Genomic DNA, 14,682 nt, shown 5'->3' with positions numbered 1-14,682 from the left:
ATGAATTGTAGACCAAAATTTGAGTTCTATTCAGATATTATAAAGTCCCTAGGTATACCGGGTTTTTTCATAAGTTGTTGCGCCCAATTAATGCCTGGCTAAATGCACCAATCCATGCCTTGAATTGCCTGGTGGCGAGATTAAATTTTGCCTTTAATTATTCACAGAAATCTGTTGATAGCGTGAGAGGAGTATTTTTTGGATACAAAAGCACCACAGGGGAAACTGGGAGTCTTAATTCCTGGATTAGGAGCAGTATCAACCACATTTATTGCCGGTGTAGACGCCATCATTAATGGGCATTCCGCTCCCATTGGTAGTGTCACTCAGATGGGAACCATTCGTTTGGGAAAAAGAACTGAGAACCGGAATCCCAAGATTAAAGAATTTGTACCCCTCGCCGAGCTTCAGGATTTGGTTTTTGGTGCCTGGGATATTTTTGAGGATGATGGATATCAGGCCGCAGCACGGGCACAGGTCTTGACGCCTCAAGATATTGAGAGAGCTCGCCCTCTCCTGGAATCAGTTAAACCAATGAAAGCAGTTTTTGATCAGTCCTATGTAAAAAATCTGGATGGGGTTCACAAGAAATCAGCTCCCAATAAAATGGTCTTGGCTGAAATGCTCATGGATGACATCAAGACCTTTAGAAAAACGAATAATACCACGCGTGAAGTCATGATCTGGTGTGCCAGTACGGAAGCCTACCTGGAGCCCTCAGACATCCATAGCAGCCTGGAGAAATTTGAAGCAGCTTTGCGAGACAATGACCCCCTTATAGCTCCAAGTATGATCTATGCTTACGCCGCCTTAAAAAGTGGTCTTCCCTTTCTCATGGGCGCACCAAATCTTACGGTAGACATTCCTGCCATCCAGGAACTGGCCATGGCCGAGGGACTACCCATCGGAGGTAAAGATTTTAAAACCGGCCAAACCTTAATGAAAACTATCCTCGCTCCTGGACTCAAAGCCAGAATGCTTGGTGTTGAAGGTTGGTTCTCCACCAATATTCTTGGAAATCGCGATGGTGAAGTACTTGATGATCCCATGTCATTTAAATCTAAGGAAGTTTCCAAAAAGGGCGCCCTGGACTATATCCTGCAACCGGACACTTATCCAGATCTCTATAAAGATCTCTACCATAAAGTTCGGATCAATTATTACCCGCCCCGTGGCGACGCCAAAGAAGGTTGGGATAATATCGATATCTTCGGCTGGATGGGTTACAAAATGCAGATCAAGATTGACTTTCTGTGTAGGGACTCTATTCTGGCTGCGCCCATTGTCTTGGATCTGGTATTATTCGCTGATCTGGCGCTTCGCTATAAGATGCGAGGTATCCAGGAGTGGCTTTCATTCTACTTTAAGGCACCCATGGTTGGGCCTGGTCTTTATCCCGAACATGATATCTTCATTCAACTCACCAAGCTGAAGAATACACTTCGCTGGATGATGGGTGAGGAACTTATCACCCATGTTGGACATGAATATTATGATAGCTACGAATAGAATTGTGAACAGGGATGCTTAATCGTCGTAACCTTATTGAGGGCTATTATAGGGTTGTAAAATACATCGTTTCACATTCACCCCTGACAAGGATGAATCCCAACTCCATATCTTTCACAGCCTCAATTATTGGTGTGATTGCCGCTGGTTTCTTCATGTTTGGACATAGTGCCACGGCAGGACTTCTGCTCTTATTAAGTGGCATTCTGGATACCCTTGATGGCACCGTAGCCCGGTTGGGAGAACGCTCAAGTAAATTTGGTGCCACTCTGGACTCCAGCCTGGATCGCTATGTGGAGATGTTTGTCTTCATGGGGATCACCTACCACTTTAAAGATACCCCCATGTTCTTTTGGTCATTCCTGGCCATCATGGGATCCATGATGGTGAGTTATATCCGCGCTCGCGCTCAATCCCTGGGAGTTCAGGAGCTGGTGGGCTTTATGCAGCGCTTCGAACGATTTGTTATTTTATCTCTTGGTGCTATTCTCAATCCCTGGGGTGTTGGTTTTTTCGGTTCCGAGATTGTGCTGGAAGTATCTATCATCATTCTGGCTGTTGGTACCAATTACACCGCTTACCAAAGACTGATGATCGTAAAAAAAGTTGAGGGCGATTCATCTGATCCCTCCTAAAATACTGGCGATTATCCCGCTACTTGTGGCGCAGTACACATTGGGAAAGAAGGCCGCCTTCCCCCTTGGTCTTATCCTGGGTCTCAATGCCTGGGAGATAGGAATCGTCGTCATCCTCTCGGACTTTGTCCTGATGGTTTTCATCAATCACATGTTTGATCTATCCGTTGAAAAATTCAAATGGGCCATGTACTTGCAGGAACGTTCGTTGCGAATTCAGGACCGCTTAAGCCAGCGGAAATGGACAGCAGGGCTTATGAAAATCGGGTGGCTGGGTCCGCTTGCTATCACGACCATACCCTTTGGGGGTGGTGTCTGGACAGGAATATCTCTGGCTAGGGTGATGAATCTTTCAAGCAAACAAACCAGTTTAGCTGTGGGGTTAGGAGTCATTTTAGGTTGTCTTATTTTTGTCCTGGCAGCGCTGGGAATCCTGAGCATTGTTGAAATTTCTGAAGTGCAGGTATAAAAAATTGAAGCTGGTTTATATGATGGGAGATACGGTATGCTGAAAACCTGGACAAGACGTATACAGGGTTTACGAATTGAGGAAATCATCTTCCTGGTTTTCCTTATCCCGTCCATACTGATTACCCTCAGGGCCAACTGGTATTTTTATACAACAGTTGGTGAGGATTCAAAAAAAATCGAAGGTGGTATTGCCAGAATAATTGTAACCATCATACTGATGTTGATTTTCTATTGGTTTCTTTGGTACAGACCTGACAAGAGGGCTTTCAAATTTATTCGAGAGGTAGCTCCCTTTATTTTCGCCATCGCTGTCTATACCAATCTTCATGATACCATTCATTTTGTTAATCCCAACGATGTACATTTTCAACTGAATGCTATCGATGAATGGATGTTTGGCGTGTCCCCAACGGTATGGGCAGAAAAGTTTTATACTCCCTGGTTAACTGACTGGCTGTCTTTTGCCTATATGAATTATTTCTGGATCACCGTCATCCTGGTGCTATACATGTATTACAAGGGTGAGAAACGAGAATTCAGAACCGTTATGCTCACCATGATGCTGTGTTATTATGGTGGCTATCTACTCTACATTTTATTGCCGGCTGCGCCTCCACGGCTTGCCCTGGCAGATATGTATACCATAAATATTTTTAAAGGAACATCGCTCATCTCAGACAGCGCCAGAGCTGTAGTGAATATTAGTTCTGCTTCCGCCAGGGGGGCTTTCCCTTCTTTGCACTGTACCATCACCTTTCTCACTCTGGGAATGGCCTGGCGTTTCCACAAAGGTCTCTTCTGGATATTCCTTCCCATAGGCGTGTCTTTGATCATTGCGACAGTCTACCTCAGGCACCACTATGTAGTTGATATCTATGCTGGTCTGTTTCTCTGCGCAGCCGTCTGGTATGTCACACCCTATATTGATTCTAAATGGCGGGCATATCAGGATAGCAAGGGTATCATTACCCATTCACCACCTGTTTTAGGCTTTCGGGAAAAGGCATAAACTCAGTCGAATCACCATTTATGTATATGGGTTCATATTCTAAACAATGATATATTAACTCATGCCATTGATACCCCTCCAAATTCTCTTTGCCGTTACCCTGTTGTTGGGAACTATCCAGGCTCAAGATCTCAGATGCGGTTATTGCTTTAAATCCATTAAGGGCAATTATCTCACTACTGATGGAAAATCCTATCATGAGAATTGTTACTGTGATCATGTTCAACCGAGGTGTGAGCATTGTGGGAAACTCATCGATGGGAAATATGCGATCATGAATGAAAAAATGTATCATCCCCAGTGCTACACAAATCACATCCTCCCCAAATGTGCGATTTGCGATCAGCCGCTCCAGGGCAAATACTATACAGACTATTGGGGAAATTCATTTCATGGGAGTCACTCATCAGAATTGCCAGAGTGCAGTACCTGTGGTCGCCTGATCTGTGAAGCGTTAACCAGGGGTGGATTCGAGCTGGATGATGGACGTTTTCTTTGCGGAATCTGTAATGAAACAGAAGTCTCAGGAGATTTCCTGCTGGAGTCCTCTTTGTCCTATGTCCGCAGGCTCCTGGAATCAAAGGGAATAGACAACCTGCCTGATGATATCCCCATCACCCTGGTGGATCAGCACCAATTGAAACAACTGGCTACATCTTATTCAGATGCCATGCATGGATTCACCGAGCACAATATTCAGACCCGGAATGGCAGGATTGTTAGAAAAGATAGCCATATCTATATCCACTCTCATTTGCCCCTGACCATGTTCAGAGCTGTTCTGGCACATGAATTACTACACGTCTATTTATTTGGCAGGGATCTTGAGCTCAGATCCGATATCAGCGAGGGCTTCTGCAATCTTGGGAGTGAATTGGTTTACAAGGACTCCCGTTCTGAATATGCCAAATTCCGATTGCTCAATATGGAGAAAAGTCAGGATCCAGACTACGGCTATGGGTACCGAAAAATGTCCAAATTACTGGATAAGTGGGGATGGAATTATCTTCTGGAAACTCTGGATACCTACTAAAAAAAAGCAGTCAAGACCTGACTCAAAAAAAACATCTTATCTCAATAGAAATCCGATCACCTGACCGGGTTTTTTATTTCCATTTTTTAGTTTAGAGGCTATCAAAGCTGTAGTAACACATGCTATATCATAACTACTGTGCATTACATTGTGTACTTGAACTATTAAGGATTGATTTTTAGATTCATCGCGCACGTACTTCAATCGGGGAAAAATTCGCACTGATATCTCGGCCAGTCTGGCATTCCATAGCATGTTAAATACATAGAATAGTCATGTATAACAAAACAAGGGGAGATGGAAATGAGACTTTCAAAATTGTTGATTGTCGTTGTTGCTGTACTGCTGCTGGTCGGCTGTGCAAAGGTGATGTTGAAGGCAGGCAGCCTGGTTACGTCATTTATGCAGGAAAAAACCGGGGATGTTTCTGATGCCACAGCATTTATCAAGCTGAATAATGTTAACCGGGGACGACCCTGGACAGATCTTGAAATTGAGTATATCACCAGCAAGGGCTTTGATCTGGAGCCGACACCAAGTAATGCATGGATCATGTTCTCGCGGGGGATGAAATTTCTTGAGATTGACGGAACAGTAACCTGTAATGGAGATCCCATGGATTTCTTCGGAAACGGTATGTATCTCTGCAAACAAGATGTCCAGCCAGGGGCAACCTTTTCGTTTTCCATCGATGGAACAGCAGGTGATCCAGTCACTTTTACAGAAACCTACACAGGTGAAAAAATCACCATCACCAAACCTGCACAAGGCGCTGAAATTGATCTTTCCAAAGGATTCATGCTGGAGTGGACCCCAGGGGCAGATACCACCAAGATCATCAAGGTTTCCATGCTGTTGACCCAGATAGGTCTCCAGAATGTTTTGCCCATATACCTGATGGATGATGATGGATCAGAGTTCATTTCTCCAGAAATCCTGGGTGAAAGCATTGGACCTGCCCAAAAATTTCAAGCAGGGCCCAATATGATCATGCTGGAACGCCAAAAGGATGTGGTTCGCCATATCATGAATGGCGATGTGGTGGTCAGCTCTGTTGACACAGATGTTATTGAAGTGAATCTGAGCGGTAATGTAAAAGGTTCACACGGTGCCAATAACCCTTACATCCCAGAGATTGTTGAAACAGTTGGTGATGTAACGGTGAAGATTAATCCAGTAACGACTGCATACAACCCAGGTGGTGGCGCAATAGGTTATCTGGACAGTATCAAAAAAGTGGGTTTAAGCTCCTTTGTATTCAGGGGTAGTACAAAAATAGAAAAGGTTACCTCTACTCAAACCACAGTGACGACTACAACCTGGGGTTATGATTTCGGGACAGAAGTATTAACGGATGTTGCCAATATCATGGCCGACGGGGTAATGAACGCCCTTCTCACAGGTCTGGATGCTGAAGAAGTTCCCAGGGAGGCATTCGTTAATAATGCCTCATATAAGCGCATGGCAGCAGGTGAAGGTAAATCAGGTCCATACAACTTTTTTGTGACCGCAAGAGATTTGGCAAACTTTGACATGTGGGAGAATTTTGAAGTCAAATTTGGCGGCAAAGAATCCTGGTATTATGATATGATCAAAACATCTGGTGCAGATGCCCTGGCTGAATGCTATGTCAAGGCAACCCGCATCAAACCTGAAGAGGGGGTTTCAGGAGACCTGTTTGTATTTGATATGAATATTTCAGTGCACTACAAGGCATTTCCGAAATCCATTGTAATGGGTACGTATATTCCCAGTGCAATCGCTGTTTACAAGTCTCATCCAATTACCATCACCAAGGATACGACTTACGAGGAATTTCTCAAGGCCTTCAAGGTTGATAGCTTCATACAGGCATACGCTACTGCACTCAATAAATGGGTTGCGGCATATCAGGCGTTGGATATCTAGCAGTTTAGCTTTCAGAATGTTGTGGAAAATAAAAAACCCGATCAAATGATCGGGTTTTTTACGTGACTCCTAGGAGAATTGAACTCCTGTTGCGAGAATGAAAATCTCGAGTCCTAACCACTAGACGAAGGAGCCAGCAGATTAAGTGTGGCGAAAATATTAGAATTCAAAGTGAACACAAATATATTCTTCGCTTACACTTCTAGGGGTGAACGGTCGGGATTGAACCGACGACCACGCGGACCACAACCGCGCGCTCTACCAACTGAGCTACGCCCACCATGCATACTTTAAAAAGCGGGTCAATATATACGGTTGGAAATGCACCTCCAAACGCTTTTAATGCAGTAAATTATCCTAATTTTTTAGGGACAAGATTCCGCACGAGTTGGCTATATACAGGGATTCCACCTGAATATTCTGGCCATAACTCACCCTGAATAAGAGGTCGACAATAATTTCTAAATGCCTGGGTAACATGAAAGCCATCCTCGCGGATATAGTCGGCGGGAAGCACCTTCTCCTTATTGGCGATATTAACTATATCAGTATGTCCAACTGACCAGGAGTAGGGTGTATCCGAATCCCTGACAATGGTTACCATCTGACCGTTGAGACCTTCAGCTGCCAGACGCACCGCTTCTTTTCCAACTGCAATGGCCTGTTCAACATCGGTCCTGGAAGCGATATGGCGAGCTGAGCGCTGGAAGTAATCAGGCAGGGTATTATGTACTTTGATGCTCAACTTATTCTTAATAAGATTAGAAATAAAATCTCCAGCCCCACCCAGCTGAGTGTGACCAAACATATCAACCGTTCCAGCATCGGCAACAAACTTACCTGCTTCATTCTGCAATCCTTCTGAGACTGCAATAACACAATATCCTATCTTGGCTCGAATTCTTTCAACTTCCGTCAGAAAAGCCTCTTCTCTGAAAGCAATTTCAGGCAACAGGATGATGTGTGGCCCCTCATTTTCATTGTTGGCAGCCATGGCAGTAGAAGCAGCAATCCAGCCAGCATGACGACCCATGGTCTCAGCCACGAAAGCTTTGGTGCTGTCATGATGCATGGAGGCCACATCAAAAGAAGCTTCACGCAGTGAGACAGCATGGTATTTGGCTACTGAACCAAATCCGGGACTGTTATCTGTGACGGGTAAATCATTATCAACAGTTTTGGGAACACCAATGCAGGTAACATCATAACCCATGTCATGGGAGAGTTGCGAAATTTTATAAGCTGTGTCCATTGAGTCATTACCTCCATTGTAAAAGAAGTAGCGGACATCATGGGCTTTAAAAACCTCAATAATTCGTTCAAAGTCAGCGCGATTCTTTTCCAGAGAAGGCAATTTTTTACGACAAGACCCAAATGCTGCTGAAGGTGTGTAAGGGAGTCGATCAATATCAGCAGCACTCTCCTGACTGATATCAACCAGATTTTCTTCGAGCACTCCATTAATACCATAGAGTCCACCATAGATGTTGTCAATGATACCAGATTCCCGGGCTGCCTTAATGACACCATAGGCAGATCCATTTATGACACTGGTGACGCCCCCTGATTGGGCGTATACGGCGTTTGCTTTAGCCATTTTTAATATTCTCCATTGTTAAATCTGAGTAATTATTCTTAGGAAATTCTTTCGCCGGATTTAAAATCCTTATCCAGCACCTGAAGTTCTTTAAGTTTGTCTTCTAATTTATTGAGCCGAGAGTTGGCAATCAGTGCAAACGCCAGTGCTGCCAATCCAAATACAAATCCCATAATTTCCATATTTAACTCCTACCAGTTGCGTGCTTTGCGGATGGCTTTGATGGCATAGGGTGCTGCTTCTTCAGCCAGATCCAGAAGTTTGAGAGCATATTGTTGAATTTCCCATTGGGCGCCTGCATGAATTCGTAATTCAACAAAGTGGATCAAATTGTGAAGATTAACAGAGGCGTACATCTCCGTATACATGTTCTGCGGAAGGACCATACGTGCCTGCTCTCTGGCCACACCCTGTTTGATTAAATCTTCATAAAACGTAAAGGCTCCTGCAGTATGTGTCTCCACGAGATCACGTATGTTTTTGCCATCTTTCGTTTCTTCGATCAGGTCATCGGTACTTGCCTGTCGGTTTGTTTCAGCCTGCTGGCGATAGGCCTTGGGCACATAAAATTCGAGATTCATGGATGTATAGCGACGACTGATCTCATTGTAGGACCAGGTGCGATGGCGGTGCCATTGGCGAGTCACAAATAGCGGGCATTTTACATGAAAGGTAAAGGCGACATGTTCAAAAGGGGAGGTATGTCTCTCATCAGCCAGATATTGAATAAGCACTTTATCTTTATCATCCAATTCTTCACGACGTTTTCCAAATGAAACTCTGGCTCCATTGACAATTTCCACATCAGATCCCATGGTGTTAATAAGTCGGACAAAACTGATCCCATCTCCCAGGACATCAAATGCTTCGAATTGTTTTGAATCATTACTCATTTTATTTCCCTTTCCGCGCATTGAATCTACTAATAAAAGCCGCTACCAAATCTTTATTTCCACCTGTCATCCCCGGCTTGATAATGGTGTCTGGCTGGTTGTATGATATTTTAGCCCCTGTTGTTGTCTTCATGGTGCCACCCAGTGCCAGTAATAGCGCATGTCCAGCACATACATCCCATTCGTTTTTAGGGCGTAAGGTGACAAAGAAGTCCTGTTGCCCTGCTGCGACCAGACCCAGTTTGTAAGCAACACTCCCGATGGGGATTAATTTTTTAAACTCATTGGCCCAAGGCTCCCAGAGGCCACGTCGTGTTTCTGAACGACTGTTTAAGCAGCCCACGTTTTTTAGTTCTGTCTCCTGACAAAGCACTGCCCTTTGATCCTGGTACCAGACTATCCCTGCTGCATCAGTTCTGATCAACTCCTCAGTAATGGGGTTGTAGAGCACGCCCAGAATTGGAACTCCATTATGCACCAGACCGATTGATGTCACAAAATCAGGAACCCCTTCAATAAACTCCTTGGTTCCATCGAGAGGATCAACAATCCAGACAAACTCTTTTTCAAGACGCTCCTGTGAGTCTATTGTTTCCTCGGATAACCACCCAAATTCTGGCGTCGCTTCCATGAGATATTGCTTCAAAAAAGCATCTGCCTCATGATCTGCAGTTGTTACCGGGTTATGGTATCCCTTGTCCTGAATCTCGTATGCATTTTTATAATATTTGATGAGAATGTGGCCGGCTTGAATGGCAGCCTCAGTGGCCAGGGCATGAAGATTTATCATGGGCGTATCATAACATTTTGCACCCCTTGGTGCCAGTTTCTATTTCGAGGTGCCGTGGCAAGTTTTTGGATAATAAGTATGGTAAATAGTCGGGGGGTTATTCATCTCTCAGTAGATCAGGAATGGCGATATCGGTTCGTTTTAAAAGACCTCGGTGATATTCGTATACCTTAGCGCTTATACGAGCGCCCACTTTTTGTGCAGCAGCGTGGTCATCCCAACCCCGTGTCAAAATAACCAGGACAAATGGAGGTGAATCTGGAGGATAAATCAGGGCAGCATCATGGGCGATACGCGTGATTGACCCAGTTTTATGTGCGACAATAACATCCTGTGGCAAACCAGCAGGTATCATGGTGTTAAACTGCTGACGTTTAAGAATTTCCTGCATTTCCTGACGAGAGGACTCAGTAACCAAATCTGATTTGTAAACAGCCTCCATGACCTTCATCATCCCATAAGCAGAAGTCACATTGTTTAGACCCAGATTGTATGCTTTAAGATCTTCCACACCCCGCATGACCAACACGCCATCTGCCTCGATCTTACGCATGGTAGCGCCAATTGAATCTGCACCCGTGTATTCAATTAATATGTTTGTCGCCAGATTGCTACTGTGGGTAATCATTTTTTCAATGAGGTCATAGAAGCTGAGATTTTGATCAATATAGGGGTATAGAATTTCATCTTTTTCGGATTCAACAGGTATGCTGAAGAGACTGGCATCAACAATACTGGTAAATTGATTCTTTACGGGGATTTCACGTTTCAAATCGATGATGCCCTTGTCCCTCATTTTAAATAACTGAAACATGATAGGGGTTTTTATCGTACTGGCTGCATGGAAGAGATCGTGGGCATTGTAGGCGAGAATTTCTCCCGTTTTCAGATTCATATACGCTATGCCGACTTCATGGGGAGCTGTGACCTCATCTGTCTTTTTCGTACCTGAGCAGGAAACAAGACCAAGAACAACAATAAGGTGAAGTGAAACGAGCCAGATATTTTTCATTTAGTGATTCCTTTATTGTCTTCACTTGAGCTGGCAGCAAAAACATTGTCGCCAAAATAATTTTCAACCTCTTTGCGAATGATCTCACCTTCAGTTGTATAGTGAGTCGCCATTCTCAGATAGAACTCAGGGAAGTATTCATATTCTACAGCCTCAATAAATCTTTTATCCTCGATAATCTCATCTCGCTGCAAACGACCCAGGTCATCATAATAAAGCCTATTCGCGCTGGCAGTTCCCGACAGTGTGGATGAAAAGGTTTTCCAGATGAGCTGATGCTCTTCATTGTATTGGTTTTCAATGGTATGAACAACGCCACCATTTTTATCAAGGGCTGTTTCGGTGAGCACCTGTCGCTGGTCATTGTGAGTGTAGTTGGAAATGAATACGGGTTTCCCCTGGGGGTCCATTTGGGCTGATTTTAGCAGTTTTCCAGCGCGATACGCATTGCGTTTCTCCCAGTTAGCCTCGCCACTGGAATTGTATGAAATAACCTGAATGTTCTTGCCCTGACCATTCAATTTAGAGACCACTCGAGAAGTCAAATCGCCCTTGAATTGTCCTGCAGAACCAACATTCCCAGGATCCAGCGGTGCATAGGTCGTGCTGGTGATGCTCCGCTCGGGGTGATCGTAAGTAACCTCCCTGTATATTGAGCCGTCTTTCTTCCTGTGGAGTTCTTTCAGGATACGCTTCTCCCTATCGAAAAATAACTCCCAATTCAAAAGCCCATCATCTGTAAATCGAAGTTGTGAGAGGAGTGTATCATGGAGTCCATATTTCGACTCAACCCTTATATAGTCAACATTTTTAAAGGTTGAACGTCGCGTTGTATCTCCACCAGGTCTTATGAGCCACGACTCACTTAGATCAAATTGATTGTTGTAAAAAAGGGTTTTATTAATACCGCCTCCATGATAGAAAACCCAGGTACCATCAAATGAGTCCGGTGATGCAAAGCGTTCGTAGAAGGCTGGTAGACCAAAACTATCGTAGAATCGACTCACAGCAGCAGTGAAGGTGTCAGGAAGCGCTGAAACTTCCTCGCGGATAACGCGCTCCTGGTCATCTCTGAACCATTTATGCCGCCACTTCGGTTTGCCTGACAGATCATACGTTACCTCATCAGCAACAAATCCTTTGGGGTTGAATTGCCGGACAGAAACTGGATGAAATCCCTCACGACTGGAAAAAATGCTGTCACGTAGGGGCAAGTCATTTTCATCCAAAAGAGACCGCTTGAAGACGGCGCCACTGCGAGGCAATCTATATTCAATTATTTTTGAGTCGGGGTTCTCACTACCGATCTCCTCGACAAAAGGGTCGGTATGACTGAATTTGTATATGTGTTGTACTTGACTGGGTGACGCAGGGTGTTTCCACGATCGCAGGGATTCTTGAAAAAGTTCAATATCTCCGAGATGGGTGAACAGGAAGCGCCCGTCTACACTAAAATTACTGCGCTCAATCACCCCCCTGGAATTATAGAACAGATCACTTGACCAGATTGGATTCCCTCCTGGATAAAGTTGGGAAATTCGTGTGACCTCTCCATCTGATTTAAAATCATATTTGTAAGGAGGCTTACCGGGTTCATAGATGGTTTGATGAACGAGTTCACCAAAAATAGAGTAGGTGTTCTGCAGCTCCAGTTCATCTGACCCGCGTCTGAAAGACTCGGTGTAGAGAAGTGAATCATTACCATCAAAAATCATCCTCATTCGTCGGTACCCATTCCGATCAAATAGAAAGAACTCACGGCTCAACAATTCATTCAGAGCGCCATACCAGGAGCGTTGACTCAGCTGCCCCTGCTTTTTGTAGCTCAGAAAACGCAGTTGGAGATGATGGTTGGGTTCTGAGAAGTAATACCCACCAATCAGCTCTTCTCCTGCATATACCAGAGAATCCGTCCGCAAGGCGCGACCATCTCTACCCAGATAGCTGATGCTTGTTAGCAGTCCATTTTCATCAAAGAAACGTTCCAGGGCAGGTCGTCCGTTTTTGTAATAAACAATCTCGGATCCAGTCTCGCCCTTATACTCAATTTTATCGGTCCAGTAGCTCCGTTCTTTATTTAAAAATTTACGGACAGGACGTAAGTATTCCTTGAGGTGCAAATCAGAAAGGAAGCATGAATTCAAGCCCACTACAATAATTGCAAAGAGGATGAAATATTGTGCCACCTTTTTGTTTATACCCGTCAACGATCAGACCTGTTGATCCATCTGTAGAACGTTAATAGCAGGACGACAATTCCTGCAAAGATGTACAATCCTCCGGGAAAAACAATATCCAGCATATCTAGTCGTTTATCAGCATCTTTGGTTTTAGCATGCGACTGACATTTTCAAGTTTGCCATCAGTCTCAGCTGGTTTGAGATTCAGAATTTTAGCAATGAGGGGGTAGATATTGATATTTTCAACCGTGGGATGAACATAACCATGTTTAAAGGCAGGACCTGATGCGTAAAAGATGGCATGCATATCCTTATATCGAGGATCATATCCATGAGCGCCTCCAATCATATCAAGTGGATATTTTCTATCTCCCCATCCAATACTCCAATGGAGATCAGGGGTTGCCACAATATCCATTACCCGGGAATTTTTACCATAGTGTAGCGTATCCGGGATACTGTCTTTCTTCCATACGTTTAGGTGTTCAGCCCGGTTGAGATTGATGTAAACAGAATCTTCAAACCCTGCCTTGACATCAAACATCCAGACCGGTGTGCTGCCCAGGGAAGTATCCAGCCAGGTTGGCTGAATGTAATCTTCAAAGTAAATCCACTTGTCGCCTGAAATTTGTGTCATGCCATGGTCTGCCGTCACAATAATATTTACCTGATCAGCAATGGGAAGTGTAGCCAGCTTTTGCCGGAAATCTCCAATCAAGCTATCAAGATACTCAAGTTTAATCCTGGTTTTGTCGCTTTCAGGACCGGTATTGTGGCCAACTTCGTCTGGTTCTGGATAATACCAGGTGATGAGGCGGGGGCGCTCCTTTTCAGGAAGGGATAGCCAGGAAATAACCGTATCTACTCTGGCTTCATATTGAAAGTGATGATCATATTTTTTCCATCTGGAAGGATAGGTGCCATTGACGGGAGCTTCGCTTCCCACCCAGTAGAAGGAGGCGGTCTTTAAGCCCTGTTTCTCTGCGGTAACCCAGATTGGTTCTCCGCCGTAAAAATCCTTATTCTCCACAGCCTTGCGGTCTCTGATCTTATAGTAGGCATCCATATCCGGGTCATAAAAGGTATTCTGCACAATTCCATGGTGGTCAGGATATAAACCTGTAGCAATGCTATAGTGATTTGGAAAAGTTTTACTGGGGAAGGAAGGTTGCAAGGATTCCATTTTAACCCCTTCACGTGCGATGGCTTCCAGATTGGGCATATCAGCCATTTGGGGGTAATCCCAACGACAGCCATCCAGGGATAACATGACCACATATTGTTTCTTTGGAATCTCTTTTACGTAGGGGTTGCTGGAACAGGCAACGATGACAAGAACAAACAGTAGTACTGGGGCAATTAATTTTATCTTTTTATGGATTTTCATGCTTTCCCTTTAACACCAGTTTCATTAGCAATGCTGGACTCGTTTTATGCGATCAATTTGAGAGCAATAATCTATCTGAAACAGGCAGTTAATTCAATACTGCATATCTGTTAGCCAGGGTCCCTGATTCCGATATAAAGCCCAGTTAAAGAGTTTTGTCTGATACATTTGATCAAAAAAGTTTGTGGGTTCACGATATCTGATTATCAGCGATCTTTAGATGAACAGTTTCCTTTCTGTTAAGTAATATGTCTCATA

At 44.2% G+C, this 14,682-nt stretch carries 13 protein-coding genes and 2 tRNA genes; 6 read left to right on the top strand and 9 right to left on the bottom strand.

Translation table 11 applies throughout. From position 1 onward, the window contains the following. Positions 1-198: 198 nt before the first annotated feature. From ISR87_04775 to ISR87_04750, 6 genes are all read left to right on the top strand, one after another. Positions 199-1,509: an inositol-3-phosphate synthase gene (locus tag ISR87_04775; GenBank protein MBL7024749.1), complete on the top strand. Its 1,311-nt coding sequence runs from the start codon at positions 199-201 to the stop codon at positions 1,507-1,509. Positions 1,510-1,523: 14 nt separating this feature from the next. After that, complete coding sequence (locus ISR87_04770; protein ID MBL7024748.1) at positions 1,524-2,144, top strand: CDP-alcohol phosphatidyltransferase family protein; 621 nt, start codon at positions 1,524-1,526, stop codon at positions 2,142-2,144. A 40-nt stretch (positions 2,145-2,184) separates the two neighbouring features. Further along, positions 2,185-2,613, top strand: a complete 429-nt coding sequence (locus ISR87_04765) for a small multi-drug export protein (GenBank protein ID MBL7024747.1) — start codon at positions 2,185-2,187, stop codon at positions 2,611-2,613. A gap of 36 nt (positions 2,614-2,649) precedes the next feature. Then, positions 2,650-3,624 (top strand): phosphatase PAP2 family protein, encoded by a 975-nt coding sequence (locus ISR87_04760; protein ID MBL7024746.1) that lies wholly within the window; start codon positions 2,650-2,652, stop codon positions 3,622-3,624. A 61-nt stretch (positions 3,625-3,685) separates the two neighbouring features. After that, positions 3,686-4,657 carry a protein DA1 gene (locus ISR87_04755; GenBank protein ID MBL7024745.1) on the top strand — a complete coding sequence of 324 codons (972 nt, stop codon included), beginning with the start codon at positions 3,686-3,688 and terminating at the stop codon, positions 4,655-4,657. Between the two features lie 303 nt (positions 4,658-4,960). Beyond that, complete coding sequence (locus tag ISR87_04750) at positions 4,961-6,565, top strand: hypothetical protein (protein MBL7024744.1); 1,605 nt, start codon at positions 4,961-4,963, stop codon at positions 6,563-6,565. Positions 6,566-6,628: 63 nt separating this feature from the next. Here ISR87_04750 and ISR87_04745 read toward each other — a convergent pair. From ISR87_04745 to ISR87_04705, 9 genes are all read right to left on the bottom strand, one after another. Next, positions 6,629-6,700 (bottom strand) — tRNA-Glu (locus ISR87_04745). A 72-nt stretch (positions 6,701-6,772) separates the two neighbouring features. Continuing rightward, positions 6,773-6,845, bottom strand: a tRNA-His gene (locus tag ISR87_04740). Positions 6,846-6,917: 72 nt separating this feature from the next. Beyond that, entirely contained in the window at positions 6,918-8,162 is a 1,245-nt protein-coding gene (locus ISR87_04735; protein MBL7024743.1) for a 6-phosphofructokinase, read from the bottom strand. Positions 8,163-8,200: 38 nt separating this feature from the next. Next, the gene (locus ISR87_04730; protein ID MBL7024742.1) at positions 8,201-8,344 is read right to left on the bottom strand and encodes a hypothetical protein; all 144 of its coding nucleotides are present in this window, start codon (positions 8,342-8,344) and stop codon (positions 8,201-8,203) included. 9 nt (positions 8,345-8,353) lie between these two features. After that, positions 8,354-9,055, bottom strand: a complete 702-nt coding sequence (gene thyX, locus ISR87_04725) for an FAD-dependent thymidylate synthase (protein MBL7024741.1) — start codon at positions 9,053-9,055, stop codon at positions 8,354-8,356. 1 nt (position 9,056) lies between these two features. Beyond that, the gene (locus tag ISR87_04720) at positions 9,057-9,845 is read right to left on the bottom strand and encodes a 3'(2'),5'-bisphosphate nucleotidase CysQ (GenBank protein ID MBL7024740.1); all 789 of its coding nucleotides are present in this window, start codon (positions 9,843-9,845) and stop codon (positions 9,057-9,059) included. A gap of 97 nt (positions 9,846-9,942) precedes the next feature. Continuing rightward, on the bottom strand, positions 9,943-10,857 hold the full coding sequence (locus ISR87_04715) for a serine hydrolase (protein ID MBL7024739.1): 915 nt from the start codon (positions 10,855-10,857) through the stop codon (positions 9,943-9,945). Further along, positions 10,854-13,043, bottom strand: a complete 2,190-nt coding sequence (locus ISR87_04710) for a hypothetical protein (protein MBL7024738.1) — start codon at positions 13,041-13,043, stop codon at positions 10,854-10,856. The genes ISR87_04715 and ISR87_04710 overlap by 4 nt, the downstream gene beginning before the upstream one ends. Before the next feature lie 118 nt (positions 13,044-13,161). Next, positions 13,162-14,424, bottom strand: coding sequence for an alkaline phosphatase family protein (locus tag ISR87_04705; protein MBL7024737.1), 1,263 nt, complete (start codon positions 14,422-14,424; stop codon positions 13,162-13,164). Positions 14,425-14,682: the final 258 nt, after the last annotated feature.

The sequence above is a fragment of the Candidatus Neomarinimicrobiota bacterium genome (genome assembly GCA_016784545.1).
Classification (GTDB): Bacteria; Fidelibacterota; UBA8477; order UBA8477; family JABMPR01; genus JABMPR01.
The sequence above is the reverse complement of the archived record's forward strand: the minus strand, read 5'-3'. Positions and strand labels throughout refer to the sequence as shown.